Source organism: Streptomyces chlorus (assembly GCF_042655885.1).
GTDB lineage: Bacteria > Actinomycetota > Actinomycetes > Streptomycetales > Streptomycetaceae > Streptomyces > Streptomyces chlorus.
Window position 1 is genome coordinate 86753 of record NZ_JBHSOA010000139.1, and the last position, 17041, is coordinate 103793.

14 protein-coding genes and 1 pseudogene are annotated in these 17041 nt (G+C 69.2%); 9 read left to right on the plus strand and 6 right to left on the minus strand.

Going from position 1 to position 17041, the window contains the following annotated elements; all coding sequences use genetic code 11:
- Positions 1 to 40 precede the first annotated feature (40 nt).
- Complete coding sequence (locus tag ACFPZI_RS36575; RefSeq protein WP_381371470.1) at positions 41 to 1495, plus strand: hypothetical protein; 1455 nt, start codon at positions 41 to 43, stop codon at positions 1493 to 1495.
- Between the two features lie 223 nt (positions 1496 to 1718).
- Here the strand turns inward: ACFPZI_RS36575 and ACFPZI_RS36580 are convergent, their stop codons facing one another.
- Together ACFPZI_RS36580 and ACFPZI_RS36585 are read right to left on the minus strand one after the other, a co-directional pair.
- Positions 1719 to 1910, minus strand: a complete 192-nt coding sequence (locus tag ACFPZI_RS36580; protein ID WP_381371471.1) for a hypothetical protein — start codon at positions 1908 to 1910, stop codon at positions 1719 to 1721.
- Between the two features lie 10 nt (positions 1911 to 1920).
- On the minus strand, positions 1921 to 2772 hold the full coding sequence (locus tag ACFPZI_RS36585; RefSeq protein ID WP_381371472.1) for a helix-turn-helix domain-containing protein: 852 nt from the start codon (positions 2770 to 2772) through the stop codon (positions 1921 to 1923).
- Between the two features lie 300 nt (positions 2773 to 3072).
- Here ACFPZI_RS36585 and ACFPZI_RS36590 point away from each other — a divergent pair, with 300 nt between their 5' ends.
- Positions 3073 to 3588: an ATP-binding protein gene (locus ACFPZI_RS36590; protein ID WP_381371473.1), complete on the plus strand. Its 516-nt coding sequence runs from the start codon at positions 3073 to 3075 to the stop codon at positions 3586 to 3588.
- Between the two features lie 57 nt (positions 3589 to 3645).
- Here ACFPZI_RS36590 and ACFPZI_RS36595 read toward each other — a convergent pair whose 3' ends face one another.
- Together ACFPZI_RS36595 and ACFPZI_RS36600 are read right to left on the minus strand one after the other, a co-directional pair.
- A complete protein-coding gene (locus tag ACFPZI_RS36595) occupies positions 3646 to 4062 on the minus strand; it encodes a DUF192 domain-containing protein (protein WP_381371474.1) in 417 nt (138 codons plus the stop codon).
- A gap of 36 nt (positions 4063 to 4098) precedes the next feature.
- Positions 4099 to 5640, minus strand: coding sequence for an alpha-1,2-mannosidase (locus ACFPZI_RS36600; protein WP_381371475.1), 1542 nt, complete (start codon positions 5638 to 5640; stop codon positions 4099 to 4101).
- A gap of 304 nt (positions 5641 to 5944) precedes the next feature.
- On the opposite strand from ACFPZI_RS36600, the gene ACFPZI_RS36605 reads away from it, so the two are divergent.
- The 3 genes from ACFPZI_RS36605 to ACFPZI_RS36615 all read left to right on the plus strand — a co-directional run bounded on the left by ACFPZI_RS36605 (position 5945) and on the right by ACFPZI_RS36615 (position 9640).
- Positions 5945 to 6616, plus strand: coding sequence for a hypothetical protein (locus ACFPZI_RS36605; RefSeq protein WP_381371476.1), 672 nt, complete (start codon positions 5945 to 5947; stop codon positions 6614 to 6616).
- On the plus strand, positions 6604 to 7638 hold the full coding sequence (locus tag ACFPZI_RS36610; protein ID WP_381371477.1) for a hypothetical protein: 1035 nt from the start codon (positions 6604 to 6606) through the stop codon (positions 7636 to 7638). The genes ACFPZI_RS36605 and ACFPZI_RS36610 overlap by 13 nt, the downstream gene beginning before the upstream one ends.
- Positions 7639 to 7933: 295 nt before the next feature.
- Complete coding sequence (locus ACFPZI_RS36615; RefSeq protein WP_381371478.1) at positions 7934 to 9640, plus strand: alpha/beta hydrolase; 1707 nt, start codon at positions 7934 to 7936, stop codon at positions 9638 to 9640.
- On the opposite strand, the pseudogene ACFPZI_RS36620 reads toward ACFPZI_RS36615, so the two are convergent.
- Positions 9521 to 10314, minus strand: a pseudogene (locus ACFPZI_RS36620) (DNA glycosylase AlkZ-like family protein); the annotation flags it as partial. The gene ACFPZI_RS36615 and the pseudogene ACFPZI_RS36620 overlap by 120 nt on opposite strands.
- Before the next feature lie 667 nt (positions 10315 to 10981).
- On the opposite strand from ACFPZI_RS36620, the gene ACFPZI_RS36625 reads away from it, so the two are divergent.
- From ACFPZI_RS36625 to ACFPZI_RS36640, 4 genes are all read left to right on the plus strand, one after another.
- Positions 10982 to 11755 (plus strand): isoprenyl transferase, encoded by a 774-nt coding sequence (locus ACFPZI_RS36625; protein ID WP_381371479.1) that lies wholly within the window; start codon positions 10982 to 10984, stop codon positions 11753 to 11755.
- A 353-nt stretch (positions 11756 to 12108) separates the two neighbouring features.
- Entirely contained in the window at positions 12109 to 13434 is a 1326-nt protein-coding gene (locus ACFPZI_RS36630) for a PhoH family protein (protein WP_381371480.1), read from the plus strand.
- 448 nt (positions 13435 to 13882) lie between these two features.
- The gene (locus ACFPZI_RS36635) at positions 13883 to 14617 is read left to right on the plus strand and encodes an aggregation-promoting factor C-terminal-like domain-containing protein (RefSeq protein WP_417801266.1); all 735 of its coding nucleotides are present in this window, start codon (positions 13883 to 13885) and stop codon (positions 14615 to 14617) included.
- Positions 14618 to 14762: 145 nt separating this feature from the next.
- On the plus strand, positions 14763 to 16289 hold the full coding sequence (locus ACFPZI_RS36640) for an AI-2E family transporter (RefSeq protein ID WP_381371482.1): 1527 nt from the start codon (positions 14763 to 14765) through the stop codon (positions 16287 to 16289).
- Positions 16290 to 16369: 80 nt separating this feature from the next.
- On the opposite strand, the gene ACFPZI_RS36645 is transcribed toward ACFPZI_RS36640, so the two are convergent.
- Positions 16370 to 16903, minus strand: a complete 534-nt coding sequence (locus ACFPZI_RS36645; protein WP_381371483.1) for an alkyl hydroperoxide reductase — start codon at positions 16901 to 16903, stop codon at positions 16370 to 16372.
- Between the last annotated feature and the right edge of the window lie 138 nt (positions 16904 to 17041).

A 17041-nucleotide genomic window follows, 5' to 3' on the forward strand; every position in this document is an offset into this window, starting at 1 on the left:
GGCAGGGAATCCGTCTGGAAACTCGGCGGAGCGCGCCCTCTTGGAGATCCAGTCCAGCGCCGGTAACCGAGCCGCGACCGCGGCGGTGCAGCGCGCCAGGGGCACGGCGAAAGGGAAGGCACCGGAGAACGGCAACGCGGCCGCCGGATCGAAGAGTTATCGCGACCGGATCGCCGCGATCCTCGACAGGCTCAAGAAGAATCTCGAATTGATCGACACCTTCGTCAAGGGCGTCCATGCCCCCGCCAACGCGGGCTTCTCCCAGCAGGCCTCCGCCACAGTCAACGACGGCCTCAAACACTCCACCGGCTCCTCGGGGACCGCCGCCGCGTCGGAGAACCTCGTCACGGAGACCGCCGGCACCGTGCTCAGTGGCATGGAGGCGGCCAAAGCCAGAAAGGACGCCAAGAAGCACAAGAACGGGGCCGCTTTCCACACAGCGGACAAGAAGTCCACCTCAAAAACGACCGACGCGGTCGTCGGTGCCGCCGGCGCGGGAAACTACGTCCTCGGTATCGCCAAGGAGCTAACCAAGGCCCAGAAGGCGGCGCACGCCATGACAGCGGCCGAGGCGAGCGGTATCGGCTCCAGTGTCGTCGGCATGGTGAAGGGCGGCCGTGCCGCGAGCCGCTTTGGGCTGACGGCCCGCAAATACCGTTCCCTGAAGGGGCTCGACAAGCCCGACCTCATCGCCGAGGACGCACTGGCCCGGTTGAACCAGGCGCGGATCGACGCCAATTGGGCCGCGGCCGAGGCATACGTCGGGCTGGACAGCTCCTGGGACAACGAGGGAGAGGACCGGCTGGAGGGCGTTTCCGAGGCCATCGATGCGGCCTTGGCAGCGATGGGTGAGGCCCGTGACGCCGCCAGGGACCTCCAGCGCGCCGAAGACGACGTGAACACGATGAAGACGGTGCACACGTACGCGCTCGGCAAGCAGCGCAACAAGATGGGCAAGCAGGCGTTCACCGCCGTGGGCGAGACCACCAAAGCGGCGGGCGGCATCGTGACGGCGGTCGCCGCCACAGCGGGAGCAGCCGGGCTGGCGAGCAACCCGGTCGGCTGGGGCCTCGCCGCGGGTGCGGCCGGCCTCATCTTCAGCGTCGCCGCCTACAGGGCGGGTCGCGCGGGCAAGAAGCGCTACGACGGGGCCCGCCACCCCGAACGCTGGGCGGCGGAGGGAAAGACCCCGGCGGAGCCCGCCTCCCGCGAGGATGCGCTGAAGGAGGGCCTGAAGTTCTGGAAGAAGGTGGAGAACGGTGAACGCCAGGCCATGGCGCGTAAAATCTACGGACTGGCGGCGGGTGCTGACATCCAGGGGAGCGGCGACACAGCAGCCGAAATGCGGGACTCGGCCAGAGCCCTCCTCATCGCTCTCAAAGCAGGCCCCACCCACCACCGGCTGACCCCCGACGAGTGGGCGGACTCTCTCAACGACCCGGCGAAGACCGCCGCTTGGGTCAAGGAGATAGCAGAACAGCTGTCCTCGGCGTGACCGGGAGGCACTACCGCGCCCGGCAGTGCGAGATCGGAACGCGGTGGCGAAGGTTGCCGGTGTGCCGGGTCCTGGGCACCGCCTCCGCTCTGGTGGGCCCCGTCGACGGGGACGCTCCCGCGCTTTCGACATGGGTTGTCCCGGCTGGGAAGTGGAGCCCACCGAAGCTGTCGACCCGCCCGATGGGGTCGCCGACCTCTGCCGGTCCCACCATCCGAGCGGCCTACAGAAGGTGGTCGGCCTTGCCGGCCTTGATCTCGAGGATGAGGTTGCGGAGGGCTTCTCGGGTGTCGGTGAGGGGGGTGTCCTCCTGGCCGGCGACGGCGATGTAGGCGTTGCCGTCGGTGTCGGTGCCTATGCGGAAGCAGTTGGCGCCCTCGGCGCAGAAGGGTTCTTCCCAGGTGATGTCTGCCATGGGGTGCTCCTCAGAGGTCGCTGGCGATGGTGTGGATGAAATCGCGTGAATCGGCTGGCGAGAGCGACGCCTCTTCCATCCAGTCCAGGTGCGCGCGGTACTTGGCCAGTTGGGACTGGCCGTGAAGGAACTCGGGTCCGTGAGCCGAGTCCAGTTCCGCCGTGTCGAGTTGAGGTACTGCCGCCTCTGCGTAGGTGAGACCCTGGCCGGCTCCGGGGAAGGCTCCGGCCTTGAAGCGGATCACCCGCACGTCGATGTTCGCGAGTTCCGAGAGGTCGCAGAGGTGGTCGAGCTGCGCGCGCATGGTCTTCGTGCCACCGAACTCGACGCGCAGTGCGGCCTCGTGCACGTAGCCGACGTACGTGATCGGGGCTTCCCGATGCAGGACCTGCTGACGCTGCATGCGATGCGCCACTCGCAGTTCGATCTCGGCCGGTGACAACGGTGGCAGGGCGGCGACGAACAGCCTGCGTGCATAGGCGTCGGTCTGCAACAGGCCCGGCACATGCAGGGTCAGTCCGCCCCGGACTCGTCTGGCTCGCCACTCCATCTCGGCGATGTCCAGCAGTGCTGCGGGGAGGTGACCGCGATACGACTCCCACCAGCCCCGAGTCCGGTCGCCGGCCATGCCTGCGAGGGCCTCGACGTATTCCTCGTCGCGGCAGTCGTAGTTGCACGCGAGGGTCCGCAGACGTTCGGGAGTGATGGTCCGGACCCCTGCCTCGATATTGGAGATCTTCGCCCGATCGAGGCCGAGCAGCCCGGCGGCGTACTCCGTCGACACCTCTGCTGCGAGACGCATCTTCCGTAGTTCCGCGCCCAGTCGTCGCTGGCGTTGAGTGGGCGTTGCCCTCGGCGGCATCTGTCACTTCCTCCAATGGTCGCGGCGTCAGTCTGCCCCTTGTCGGTTCGGTAGGTCCACCCAGATGAGTGGCAAATTCAGCTGATGAGTGGCAATTTGCCACTACCGCCGTCTACTGTCGGCGATGCAGTAGTCGCGATCCGTGACGTTTGGAAGTGCATTACGCGAGCTCACCCGCACCCTCCTGCCCTGGGAGGGGTGTGCCCGCGTCAGGGAGACGGGCCACCGGCCGGACCGCGTCACAGACCAGCAAGCAGCAAGCAGCAAGCAGCAATCAGTCGTCAGTCCTCGGGAGTTGTCATGCCTGAACCCTCGTCCCTCTGTCCGATCGCCGCGCCCGTCGACCGGCCGCCTGCCCCGCCTGCCCCCGACACCCTTGCCTACAGCTTCACGCTCCCCGCCGCCCCGCGGAGCCCCGCGATCGCCCGCTCGGCGACGAGGACGATCCTGCGGGCCCACGGCCTGGACGACGTGATGGACGCGGCGGTGCAGGTGGTGGGTGAACTGGCCGCTTGCTCATGCCGGTTGGCGCCCTCGGCCGAGGTGTACGTCTCCCTGCGGTACCGGGACGAAACCCTCCGCGTGGTCCTCTACGACGCCCACCCCCGCCACACGCATCCCCGGCTGCTCGCGGCCTGCGACGCCCGACGCCGGGCGGCGCTCCGTGTGCTGGCCTGCGTGGTCAAGGCCTGTGCGGGGGAGTGGGGCTTCGGGGACGCGCGGGAGCCGGGTGGTGGGACCCGGATGTGGGCGGTTCTCCCCAGGGGCGGCGCACGTGCGTACGCGGCCGGCGGCCCTCAAGGCTCCCGCTCGTGAACTGCCGGGCGGCTGCCGCGGCCAGGGCCTGATCCGGCCCGATTCAAACGAAAGACTCTAGGCGCGCGGCGTGGCGGGCGTCGCCTGCCCGGTATCGGGGTCGGGAGGGCTCGTCACCACGGTCACCCGCACTCCGCTCCGCAACCCCCATTTCGCCATCGCCCCGGCCTCGGACTCGAGGACATGCCGTGCCCGCACCCTCGGCAGCCCGAGCCGCCCCGGCGGCATGGTGCGTACGGCGATGACGCGGAGACGCCGGTCGAGATAGGCGACGTCGATCGGCATGCGCATACGGAAGGTGTGGATGCTGTTGGCAGGGGAGAGGAGCAGCGCGCCGTCGAGCGAGACCCGCCCCAACAGCCCTTTGGTGCGGGCACGGTAGGAGGCGGCGATCTCCAGAGGCACGCGCACGTCCGGCCGCCCCTCGTCACCCGGCACGACCAACACCCCACGCCCGTCCCGCCATGCCGCCATCACCACTCCCGCCCCTTCTGTTTCTTCCCCCTATGGTCAGTTGTTGCGGAGGCGGGCCGCAAGGGCGGCCAGGGACTGGGCGGTCTCGGTCAGGCTCGCCACGGCGGCGTCCAGGTCCGAGGCGAGACGAGGCGCCGGAAGGCCGGCGGACGCGGAGGGAACCGGCGTACCCCGGTAGCCGATGGGGCCCTCGTTGTAGCGCTGGTAGTAGCCGGTGAACCCCTTGCCTGCGGGGGCTTCGATGAAGCGGACCCCGGTGAGCTGGGTCTCGTTGCCACCGGAGTTGCGGGTGATGTCGAGGCGGTAGAACCGGAAGGCGGGCATGTCGGCGTGGGGGCGCAGGAAGAACTCCCTCGTCTCGAAGCGGTCGGTGAACCGCTCGCCGATGCGCACGTCCAGGGGCGTCCAGGCATCGCCGTCGTGGGAGCCGAGGAGGGTCCAGTCGCGTGGGTCACGCTCGGCGCAGTCGTTCGCGGACGTCAGGGTGTACGAGGTGAGGGCGGCGGGACGGGCGAGGGTGAAGTCGAGTAGCGCGACGTCGTCACCGGCCAGCCACTTGTTCCGGGACTCGTCGATGAGGTTCTCCGCGATCTCTCCCGCTTCCTCGAACTCGTCGCTCGCCTCGACACCGGTTGCCTCGACCTCGTGCGACAGCGTGTGCAGCACGGCCACGCCGGAGTTGCCGCGCTGGTCGCGCCAGGTCACCCGCTCTGCGGGGGCGGGGCCGCCGTCGTCGACCAGGAGCCGCAGGTCGTGGGAACGGTGCCAGCCGCCGCCCCAGCCCTCCTCGGTGTGGAAGCGGTGCAGGCGGTGTGAGCCGGAGACCGGGGCGTTCGGCATGCCCTCCGCGTACGGCCACCTGCCGGTGAGACGGCCCCGGTACTCGTACGCAGTACCGTCGGCGGTGCGGTGGACGCCGTGGAAGTCCGACATGTTGGACTGGAAACTGATGGCCGCCTCGGTCCCGTCGTCGCCCTGCCAGCCCAGCTGCGCGGGCAGTGAGTGCTCGTCCCGGTCGATGTGGAACAGCAGCCGGGGAGCCGCCTCCCAGGAGCGGGACGAGGAACCATGGGCGCAGCGGCGTTCGGTCCGGTACGTGAAGACCGAGTCCTGAGCGGCCTGCGCGGTCCGCGCACGCTCGGAGCGGCCGCGCTCGCCGACAGGGTCCAGCGTGATCCGGTAGAGCCAGAACATGCTGCGGGCCTTGGCGGAGGAGCGTATCTCCAGAGTGTTGGTACCGGCCTTGAGCAGATGTCCGGGCACCGCGAAGACGTTGTCCTGCGGAAGGTCGCCGCCGCCGGGCACGGTGAGTCCCTCGGCCAGCGCCTCCCCCTGGAGCAGGACGTCGACGGGGGCGTAACCCGGCGCGGGGCCGAGCTTGGAGACGAGGGCGGTCATGGTGAGCGTTGCCTGAGCGATGTCCGCCGGATCCTCCACCTCGAACTCCATGGTCACGGACCCGCCCGCACCGAGCGCCAGATGGGACCCGGCGAACCGGCCGTCCTCGTGCCGAACCTCGGCGTTGGCCAGCCGGGCCGGGTGGACGGAGAAGTCCGCGAAGGTGGCTTCCATGCTCATGGCAACAACTCCTGACGAAGCGTCAATACTCTTTGATACGGGGAAAGATGGCGACGAGTGCGCCACGGTCGGCCCCATGAGCAGTGAACCTAGCGCCCTCCTGTGACAACGCCTTTGGCCGACGGTGACGACTGGAACATCGGTGGTGCCGGCTTGCGTAACGGGTCCGTTCCAAGTGGGCTGGGTGGCGATGGGTTTGGCCGGATGTGCCCGGCAAGTCGTCACTCTTCTCTCTGGTGTCGTTACGCATCGCTGGATAGCGTTGGTTCGCTCGAGAGACGCCTCGCCCCACCGGGAGCCGACCGTGAACCGCCGCCCCACCCTGCTCACAGCGCTCGCGCTGACCGCCACCGCAGCCCTGACGCTCTCCGCCTGCGGCAGCAGTGACGAAGGCAGCTCCGCCGAGGACAAGGACAGCGACAAGATCGCGGGCGCGGACACGGGGGGCGGGAAGTCGGCTCCGCCGAGCGCATCACCGGCCCCGGCCGCCGAGGGGCGCCCGAAGATCGATTTTCCCTCGGACGCGAAGAACATTTTCGAGTACGAGGAGACGGGCGATCCTGTGAAGGACGCGGTTCTCGCGGACAGCGCATTGAGCGTCAACTCTGTCGATGAAGCGATCTTCGTCGGAAGTGCGGACACCGAGGCGCTCGGCTTTTACAACACCGAGAAGGCTCTGAGCGGCTCGATCACCTATGTGCTCGGATACGTCAAGAAGGACGACACCTGGGTTGGTGAGACTCGGTACTTCGATTACAAGGTGAGCCTGTCTGGGGAAAACGGCGCCTACGTCACCTACTGCTCCGACGAAAGCGATTCGTTCATCAAGAACAAGAAAACCGGGAAAGTCGAGGATACGCCGACGACGGCAGACAGCTACGTCCTCTACAACACCAAGCTCGAAAAGCGTGCTGATGGGGTCTGGCAAACCACCGATGTCGCGTCGAACCGGGGGAGCAAGGAGTGCCAGCCGTAGGGAAGGCAGTAAGGGTCGCGGCTCTTGCCGCACTAGTTTCCATTCCCATGCTCATGGCGCCTGTGGCGTTTGCCGGCGGGCGTGGGGAGAACGGCACGCGCGACGGGTCGGAGCAGAGTGCCGAAGTCGGTGGTGACGGCACTGTTTCGGTCACTGTGGGTGGGGTGGTGTTCGATCGTTCGAAGAATGGGCGTGATGGTTCTGCGGGGGTGTTGAGGTCGTCCACGTCGTGGGCGCCGCCGCCCTGTTGGTATGCCCCCAAGTACACGCCGGAGCAGTTGCAGAAGTATTTGGAGCCGATCTGGGAGGCCGGGTCGACGGGGCATGAATGGGACGCCGAGCAGCGGAAGAAGTATCTCGACCCGGACGAACCCGAGAAGGATTTCAACAAGGACAAGACGGGTGAGGGGCACTGGTGGGGTTCTTACGTCAACGACAGCTACCCCCCGGGCTGGGATTCCTGTGACGAGGACTACTTCTGGGTGGACCAGGGCGATCCTCCGCCGGCCGGCATCGAGAATGCGGTGACTCCGGAGGTTCTCGCGGAGCTTGCCTATGCCGAGATTCGTGTGCCGGGTACGGAGGTGACGTTGGCTCCTGCCGGGGCGGCCAAGGTGAATCTTCCGACGTGGGCGTGGCTGGACGGGGCGGAGTTCAGGCCGGTCTCGGTCACCGCGTCCGTGCCGGTGATCGGTATTGAGGCGACGGCCACGGCGGTGCCGGTGTCGCTGGAGATCGAGCCGGGTACGCCCGACGCGGAGACGTTTCCGGCGTCCGGTGTCTGCGAGATCGACGGCGGACGCATCGGGGAGCCGTACGCCAGGGGCAAGGCGGAGCAGGACCCGCCCTGTGGTGTGAAGTACCTGCGGTCCTCGGGTGAGGGCGCCTTCCCGCTCCAGGCCACGGTCACCTGGGAGATCGAGTGGACCGGCACCGGCGGCGCGGGCGGTGACCTTCCCGACGGCACCTTCGGCGCCACCCAGGACGTCGTCGTACAGGAGATCCAGGCCATCAACCGCTGAACCACACCCTCCTCCTCACCGTCGCGCAGATCCGCACTGCCGGGGCAGGGCCGGTGGGACTGGTCATCACCAGGCGTATCGCCGGGCCGGGGTAATTCGCTCGTTCGGCCGCACTGCCTCGCGTGCACTGCCGGATCGCTGTGTCGTTGACACGGACGCGTGCCGAGGCCCAGGGCATTGGTTGGGGCCTCGGGCGTTCAGCGACGAAGTGCGAGAGGGACGGAGTACGCCCATGCCTCTTATACGCGGATTCAGAGCGGGTCGCCGACGTCATACCGCGGTCATCACAGCGTTGGTGACCTGTTCGACGACACTGACCGGGCAGGACCTCGCCGCAGCCGACGGTATGCCCCCACCTTCCGTGCCCGCCCCGAAGTTGGACTGGAGCCCGTGCGTTCCGGGCAGCGAGTTCGACTGCGCGACCGCGAAGGTGCCGCTGGACTACAACAACCCAGGTGGTCGCACCCTCGAGCTGGCAGTCGTCAAACGGAAGGCCACCGACCCCGGCCGGCGCATCGGCACCCTCTTCTTCAACCCGGGCGGCCCCGGCGGGCCCGGAACGGTGCAGATGCCACAGAACTACGAGCGCTCCCCGCGCGAGGTGCGGGAGCGGTTCGACATCATCAGCTGGGACCCCCGCGGGATCGGCAGCAGCACCGCGGTGAACTGCTTCGCGAGTCCCAAGGAAGCCGCTGACTGGAGTGCGAGCAAAGCGGCGGGCTTCCCGGTGGGAGAAAAGGAGCGGGCGGCCTTCATCGCCGCTTACAAGGATCTGGCCCGGCGTTGTGAGCAGCGTGACCCCGAGCTTCTGCGCCACGTGTCGACCACCGACACCGCTCGGGACCTCGACCAGCTCCGCCAGGCGGTGGGGGAGTCACAGCTCACCTACCAAGGGATCTCCTACGGCACGATCCTGGGCGCCACCTACGCCAACCTCTTCCCCGACAAGGTCCGCGCCATGGTCCTCGACAGCAACATCGACCCGCAGGCCTGGACGAACCACGCGTCGGACGACGACCCCCGGCTCACGACCTTCCTGCGCATGGGTTCGGACCGCACCGCTGCGGCAACCCTGGACCAGTTCCTCACCCTGTGCGGGTCCACCAGCACCGCCCGCTGCGCCTTCTCCGCCGGCAGCCCGGAAGCGACCCGGGACAAGTTCGACCAGCTGATGCAGAAGCTCCGCAAACATCCTGTGGGCGCGTGGACCTATGCCGGCACGGTCGCCGACGTGGTGAACAGCCTCTACGTCGTCCACCCCGGATGGACGGACCTCGCCGGCAGGCTGCAGGACCTGTGGCAGGGACGCGTCGCGAAGCCGTCCCCGCTCCCGCCCTCACCCGCGGTCCCGAATCCGAATCCGTACCTGGGCGAGGAACAGGCCGCCGCGGTCCTGTGCGGCGACAGTCCCAATCCGCGCGACCCGAACGTCTACCACGGCCTGGAGGAGGCCGCCGCCGCCCGTGCGGGCGACGCCGGACGCTTCTGGACCTGGGCCACCGAGGGGTGTTCGACCTGGCCCGCGGTCGCCGCCGACCGCTACCGCGGTCCGTGGAACAAGCCGACGGCACACCCCGTCCTGGTGGTCGGCACCACCTACGACCCCTCCACCCCCTACACGAACGCGCAGGCCATGGCCAAGGAACTGGCCAACGCCCGCCTGCTCACCCACAACGGGTACGGGCACACCGCACTGCTCAACCCCAGCAGCTGCGTCAACAGGTACACCGGCCGCTACTTGGTCGACGGCACCCTCCCGCCGGCCGGAACGACGTGCCGACCGGACACGCCTCCCTTCTCCGCACCCAAGCCGACCGGCGGCGTCGCCACCGGCGGCGGCGGGCCGGGGAGGGGGCTGGTTCCGCTTCCCGCCCCGGTCCTGCGGGAAGTCCGTATCGCCCGCCGTCACCCACCAGCCGGGCTTGCCCTCGAACCCGACCTCCTCGATCGCGCCCCCGACCGCCAGGTCCCGGAACGCCTTTACCGCCCAACCCGTCGGTGAGGCCAGCCACTTGGCGAAGTGCTGCGGGGTCGAGGGGCCGTAGGCGTGCAGGTAGCGGCGTATGAGGGTGCTCAGTGCCTCGTCGGGGTCAGAGGGCGTCACGGTGTCGACGGCCGGCGGGCGGGTGTACGTGACCTTGCGGCCGCGGTGGGGTCCAAAGCTCAGTGTGCCTGCCCAGCCCGCCCGGTGCAGTACCTGCCGCCAGCGCGGCCACATGCCCTGGAACGCGGGCATCATCAGATCGCCCGCCCAGGGGCCGGTGCGGGCCACGACCTCCTCGCTCAGCTGCGGGCCACGACCTCCTCGCTCAGCTCGTCCATCGTCAGACAGGTGCCGTCGAGCGCGTCCCCGATCGCCGCCACGACCTGGCGCTCCTGCTCCTCGGTGAGCCGGGCGCCGGGGGCGAAAGCGCTCGGTCCCGTCGGTACCGCGCTCAGTGCGGCGCACCACAGGGACAGTTCGTGGGTGGGGAGGAGGTGGACCGTCCCGCGGGGGCCGAACGTCTTCACCAGTGAGCGGTCCTCCCACAGCGCGGCCCGTACGTCCGCCCGCGTCGCGCCGGACTTGCGCAACCCCACCGACACCTCGGCCGCCGACAGCACCTGGGCGTGCGCGCCGAGCATCGTGGCCACCACCTCGGCGACCGGCGTGCTCCCCGGCGCAGGAGAGGCCAGGAACTGCCGCTCGAACCGCCGCCCGGCCGCCGACTCGGCTGCGGGTCAAGTGGACGTTCCTCGCCGGGTCACCCGTCGGGGGGACGGCCGGGAGGGTGGTCGTGGCGGGGTCCTGTTGAGGGTGTGCCGCGTCACCGCGGGCGGGATAACCTGCTATTTCCCGTTTCCTCCGGGAAGAACCGTCGCATTTCGGCCACCGGGATGCCCGGAATGCGTGCTTCCGTGGCCGTCGGGGCGTCGCCGGACGATTTCGGAGAGTAGTTGTGGCACGCCGATGTACGCAGCATCACTCACGAAGGGTTATGGTGGAACTCCCCCCCTCGGGCCGGTCCGTATCCCCCCCACGGACCGGCCCGTTTTTCTTTGCCGGCGTCCGCTGGTCCGGCCGCGGCTCCCCGTCCCAGCCTCAGGCGGTCATCGGGTGGGCCCCTGCCCGGAGCCGGGGCGCCCCCTGCGTCCATCCGGGCAGACCCTCGAGCGAGCCCCGAGCGTGCCGCCGGTCACCCCCCGACGTTGAGGCCCCCCGCCCCCGCAGGGGTAGGCTTCGCCCCCGGGGACTGCCACAGGGAGACAGGGTCCGCCCGCGGCCGAGGAGTACCGGGCCGCACGGCGTGGACCGTGGCGAGTGCCGTCCCTGTCCGATCCGTACGGAGGGGCTGACGATCACGTGAACCTGCGCGACAAGCTGCGCGGCCTGTTGGTCAGGCTGTACACGCGCCGGGTGGGAGGCCGCCTGGACCACGCTCAGGGGCCGAAGCACATCGGCGTCATCATGGACGGCAACCGCCGTTGGGCGAAGGCCTCGGGTTCCAGCACCGTCCACGGCCACCGGGTCGGCGCGGACAAGATCGGTGAGTTCCTCGGCTGGTGCTCCGAGACGGATGTCAAGGTGGTCACCCTGTGGCTGCTGTCGACGGACAACTTCGACCGGCCGAAGGCCGAACTCGTCCCGCTGCTCGGCATCATCGAGGACGTCGTACGCAGTCTCGCGGCCGACGGCCGCTGGCGGGTGCACCACGTCGGCACCCCCGACCTGCTGCCTGCCGGGATGCAGACCACCCTCAAGGAGGCCGAGACGGCCACCGCGCAGGTCGACGGCATAGTGGTCAACGTCGCCATCGGGTACGGCGGTCGCCAGGAGATCGCCGACGCGGTGCGCTCCATGATTCTCGACGCCCACGAGAAGGGCACCTCGATGGAGGCGCTCGCCGAGGCCGTCGACGTCGACATGATCGGACGTCATCTCTACACCCGCGCCCAGCCCGACCCGGACCTTGTCATCCGTACGAGTGGCGAGCAGCGGTTGTCCGGATTCATGCTGTGGCAGACCGCGCATTCGGAGTACTACTTCTGCGAGGTCTTCTGGCCGGCCTTCCGCAAGGTCGACTTCCTGCGCGCCCTGCGCGACTACGCGGCCCGCCACCGGCGTTTCGGCGGCTGAGGTCACGGCCGCGGCACCGTTCGGCGGCCGAGCGGTGCCCGGGTGGGGTTGGTGAGCCGTTCGGAGGAACGGACGTAGCGAGGAGTTCATCCGGGCGCCGCCGAGCGCTCGGGCATGGGCGCGATGGTTCGAGGGCATAAGTCAGACAGGTCGACACCCGAACCACGGGTGTCGGATCTCAGCGGACGGCCCGGGGCCGTCCGCCCGGGAGGCCCTTTGCACCAGCCCGACCGTGCGGTCACGGCACGGACGAAGCAGCGGAGGGCCGGTTCTCGGCCCGTGCATCGGCGCCGTCAACCGGTCCAACTCCGCTCCGTCGCTCCCCGACCTCTTCCGAGGGGGTACGTCCTTCCGTGGTGACCAGCACCAAGCGCCACAAGCCCGACCGGCGCACCTATGTCATCGACACCAGCGTCCTGCTGGCCGATCCCAACGCCCTGAGCCGCTTCGACGAGCACGAGGTCGTGCTTCCCATCGTCGTGGTGACGGAATTGGAGGCCAAGCGGCACCATCCCGAACTCGGCTACTTCGCCCGGCAGGCACTGCGCCTGCTCGACGAATTCCGGGTGCGGTACGGCCGTCTCGATGCTCCCCTCCCGATCGGGGACCTCGGCGGAACCCTGCGTGTCGAGCTCAATCACTCGGACCCCAGCCTGCTGCCCAGCGGCTACCGCCTGGGGGACAACGACACCCGCATCCTCGCGGTCGCCCGCAATCTGCAGGCCGAGGGATTCGACGTCACCGTCGTGTCGAAGGATCTCCCGCTCAGGATCAAGGCGTCCTCCGTGGGACTCCTCGCCGAGGAGTACCGCGCCGAGCTCGCCGTCACGGACGCCTCCGGCTGGACCGGAATGTCCGAACTGACCCTGCCCGGCGAGCAGGTGGACATCCTCTTCGAGGAGGGCCGTGTCTACGTGCCCGAAGCGGCCGACCTGCCCGTGCACACGGGGCTGACCATCCAGTCGGAGCGCGGCAAGGCGCTCGGCCGGGTCACCCCCGAGGGTAACGTCCGTCTGGTGCGCGGTGACCGGGAGGCGTTCGGCATCAAGGGCCGGAGTGCCGAGCAGCGGATCGCGCTCGACCTGCTGCTCGACCCCGACGTGGGAATCCTCTCCCTCGGCGGCCGGGCCGGCACCGGCAAGTCTGCGCTGGCGCTGTGCGCGGGTCTGGAAGCGGTACTGGAGCGCCGTCAGCACCAGAAGGTGATGGTCTTCCGCCCGTTGTACGCGGTGGGCGGGCAGGAGCTCGGCTATCTTCCCGGCAGCGAGGCCGAGAAGATGAGCCCCTGGGCGCAGGCCGTCTTCGACACGCTGTCGGCGGTCACCAGCCGTGAGGTCATCGAGGAGGTCACCGCGCGCGGCATGCTGGAGGTCCTGCCGCTCACGCACATCCGGGGCCGCTCGCTGCACGACGCGTTCGTGATCGTGGACGAGGCCCAGTCGCTGGAACGGAACGTACTGCTGACCGTTCTGTCCCGGATCGGCGCCAATTCGCGGGTCGTCCTGACCCACGATGTCGCCCAGCGGGACAACCTCAGGGTGGGCCGGTACGACGGAGTGGTCGCCGTCGTCGAGAAACTGAAGGGACATCCGCTCTTCGCCCATGTGACCCTGAACCGGTCCGAAAGGTCCCAGATTGCCGCCCTTGTGACCGAAATGCTGGAGGACGGGCAGATCTGAGCCGTCTGAGGCGTCTGGGTGATCCGAGACGTCCGAGGCGGTCTGAGGGGTCTGCCCTGTCTGGTAGTTGGCGCCGTCCGGAAAGGCGAAGAGCCTAGCCGGGCGGCGTCGGCGTGCGTGCGGCTTTCCGGTATTCGCCTGGGCCAAACGGGATGTGAGCTTTCACACCCGCGAGGGAATTGCCTCCCGGCTCCGTATTACGGCAGAGTCTCACTCCTGTCAGGCCCCGCATACGACACAGCCTTACCCCCAGCGGTGGGGCGCCACATGAGTACCAGCATCAACTCCATAGCGTTGTCGTATGTCGCCCGAGCACCACGCGGCGCTCCCGTTCGGGAGTTGCCCACCGGGCCCGTGCCTTCCGTGACCCGAGTTGGGGAGGCCAGTGCCAGGGGCACGATTGCGTCCGCGAGGGTCATCGAAGCGGTCGATGCTGGAAGGAAACCGTGTGAGCCGGATTTCGGTCCGGGGATTCGCAGTGGCTTCGGCCACGGCGGTCACCGCTGTCGGAAGCGTCATCGGCGTTGCGTCGGGCAGTACCGCGCAGACCAACAACGACTTTGAGGCGACGGCAGCCGGCACCACGCTGCTCGCGGACATCCCCGCGGGCCAGCAGGTCGAGGTGCAGACCGCTTCCCTGACGCAGCAGGCCGAAACGATGGCCATCGCCGCGGACACGAGCGCCAAGAAGGACGCGGAGGAAGCGGCCCGCAAGGCTGCCGCCGATACCGCGATCGCCAAGAAGCAGGAAGCCGCCGAGCAGGAAGCCAAGGCGGCCAAGGAAGCCAAGGCGGCGGAGGAAGCCAAGGAGCGCGAGGAGGCCGAGAAGGCCGCCAGCCGTTCCAAGACGGCCGCCGCGTCCGCCTCCGACTTCGCGGTCCAGAGCTCGTACAGCGTCGCCGAGGTCCAGGCGATGGCCCGGCAGATGATTCCGGCCGACCAGTTCCAGTGCTTCAGCAACATCGTGAACCACGAGTCCACGTGGAACTACAAGGCTGTGAACCCCTCCTCCGGCGCCTACGGTCTCGTCCAGGCCCTGCCGGGAACCAAGATGGCGTCGGCCGGTGCCGACTGGCAGACCAACCCGGCCACCCAGATCAAGTGGGGCCTCAACTACATGGACGACCGCTACGGCAGCCCCTGCGGCGCCTGGTCGTTCTGGCAGGCCAACAACTGGTACTAGAGCCCTGCTCGGTACCAGCCCCGCTCAACCTCGGCAGAGCCCCGCACCGTCCTACGGTGTGGGGCTTTCGCCCTGTACGGTCTGATCGGCGACCCCGGGGAAAGTAGGGGGAGCGATGAGGAGAACCGGGGGAAAAGGACGCATCATGTCGCACGTGCCAGGATGGCTCGGCCGGATCGGAGCCGGACTGACCGAGGCGAGCAGGCGGTTGGAGGAACGCCGCGCCGCGATGGAACGGGAGAGCCGGGACGGCCCCGAGCCCGGCGCGACGCCCGTCCCGGCCGCCGGACCCGACGCACCCGATGTCACCGCCTCCGAGCCCGCCGACCGGGTGCCCGTGCCGCCGGGCGACCACGCCCCCGCGGCCGCGCCCGCACCCGCGACGGCCTTGGGCACCGCACCCGCCCCGATCACCGTCGTCCCCTCCCGCCCCGACCCCGCGCAGGCCGTGCCCTGGGGAGTACGGGTCGCCGCCGAGGCCGGCTGGCGCCTGCTGGTGCTCGCGGGCACGGTCTGGGTGCTCATGCGGGTCATCGGCGCCGTGCAGCTCGTGGTGCTGGCCTTCGTCTCCGCGCTGCTGATCACGGCGATGCTCCAGCCGACGGTGACCCGGCTGCGGAAGATCGGGCTGCCGCGCGGACCGGCCACGGCGCTGACCGCGCTGTTCGGGTTCGTCATCATCGGCCTCATAGGCTGGTTCGTGACCTGGCAGGTCATGGAGAACATCGACACCCTCTCCGACCAGATCCAGGACGGCATCGACGAGCTGCGCATCTGGCTGCTCAACAGCCCCTTCCACGTCACCGACCACCAGATCAACGACATCGCCAAGAACCTGCGTGAGGCGGTCGGCGCCAACACCGAGCAGATCACCTCGGCGGGACTCGAGGGCGTGACGGTCGTCGTCGAGGCACTCACCGGCGTCCTGCTCGCGGTCTTCTCGACGCTGTTCCTGCTCTACGACGGCAAGCGCATCTGGGAGTGGACGCTGAAGCTGGTGCCCGCCGCCGCCCGTCCGGGGGTCGCCGGCGCCGGACCGGCCGCGTGGCGGACGCTGACGGCGTATGTGCGCGGCACGGTGGTGGTGGCACTGATCGACGCGGTCTTCATCGGCCTCGGCATCTACTTCCTGGATGTGCCGATGGCGGTGCCGCTCGCCGTCTTCATCTTCCTGTTCGCCTTCATCCCGCTCGTCGGCGCGGTGGTGTCCGGGGCGCTCGCGGTGGTCGTCGGGCTGGTCACGCAGGGCGTGTTCACGGCGGTCCTGACGCTGGTGGTGGTTCTGGCGGTGCAGCAGATCGAGGGCCACATCCTCCAGCCGTTCATCCTCGGCCGCGCGGTCCGCGTCCACCCGCTCGCGGTGGTGCTGGCGGTCGCCACCGGCGGCATGGTGGCGGGGATCGGCGGTGCGGTGGTCGCCGTACCGCTGGTCGCGGTGACCAACACCGTCGTGGTGTATCTCCGCGCGTACGCCCAGGAGCCGGCCGCGCGTTTCGCCCCGAAGCCGCGGGGCGCCACGGCGGTGTCGGCGGCCACGACCCACCCCGTGCCGCCAGTTCCGCACGTCTCATCGGCTCCACCCGCCCCACCGGTCCCGCTGGCCCCACCGGTCCCGCTGGCCCCGCCGGTCCCGTTGGCCCCGCCGGTCCCGTTGGCCCCACCGGTGGAGTGAAGGGCGAAGATCGAGGGGCGATCGCCCGTGGAACGGCGCGCGCGGAATCGCTCGGAAGTTGCTCGTGAGCTGCTCGGGAGTCACTCCGCGAGGGCCTCCTCCGCGTCCAGGGTGGTGGCGACGGCCTGGATCACCGCGGCGATCTTGTACGCCTCCTGGACGACCTCGCGTTCGACGCCCGCCCTGCGCAGGACCGACTCGTGCGCGTCGAGACACAGGCCGCAGCCGTTGACCGCGGAGACCGCGAACGCCCAGAACTCGAAGTCGACCCGGTCGACGCCCGGGTTGCCGAGGACGTTCATCCGCAGGCCCGCGCGCAGGCTGCCGTACTCCTTGTCCGACAACAGGTGGCGGGTCCGGAAGAAGACGTTGTTCAGCGCCATCACCGAGGCGGTGGTCTTCGCCGCCCGGTACGCCTCGGGCGACAGGACCGCTTTCGCCTCCGGCTCCAGCTCACGCAGCACGACGGCCGAGCGCGAGGCGATCGCCGTCGACAGCACCGTGCCCCACAGCCGCTGGACCGGCAGGTCCGATGCGCCGATGGCCGCATCCAGATTGAGCGTCAGGTCCCCGGCGTAGTCGGGGATACGGGACTTGAGGGACTCGAGCGACATGGCGGACACGCTCCTCTTGGCGGGGAAGGTTCCCGGACCACGAGGGCCTCCGGATCACAAGGCTTTCCCGTGCTCCCCGTGCTCCCCGTGCTCCCTGTGCTTCCCGTGGGCCGGACGCGGTCCATGCTGCCAGGGGCG

Excerpts from the sequence above, each read along its gene's own strand:
- ACFPZI_RS36580 (WP_381371471.1), bottom strand. The coding sequence starts at position 1,910 with ATGGCAGACATCACCTGGGAAGAACCCTTCTGCGCCGAGGGCGCCAAC.
- ACFPZI_RS36585 (WP_381371472.1), bottom strand. The coding sequence starts at position 2,772 with ATGCCGCCGAGGGCAACGCCCACTCAACGCCAGCGACGACTGGGCGCG.
- ACFPZI_RS36590 (WP_381371473.1), top strand. The coding sequence starts at position 3,073 with ATGCCTGAACCCTCGTCCCTCTGTCCGATCGCCGCGCCCGTCGACCGG.
- ACFPZI_RS36595 (WP_381371474.1), bottom strand. The coding sequence starts at position 4,062 with ATGGCGGCATGGCGGGACGGGCGTGGGGTGTTGGTCGTGCCGGGTGAC.
- ACFPZI_RS36600 (WP_381371475.1), bottom strand. The coding sequence starts at position 5,640 with ATGAGCATGGAAGCCACCTTCGCGGACTTCTCCGTCCACCCGGCCCGG.
- ACFPZI_RS36640 (WP_381371482.1), top strand. The coding sequence starts at position 14,763 with ATGTCGCACGTGCCAGGATGGCTCGGCCGGATCGGAGCCGGACTGACC.
- ACFPZI_RS36645 (WP_381371483.1), bottom strand. The coding sequence starts at position 16,903 with ATGTCGCTCGAGTCCCTCAAGTCCCGTATCCCCGACTACGCCGGGGAC.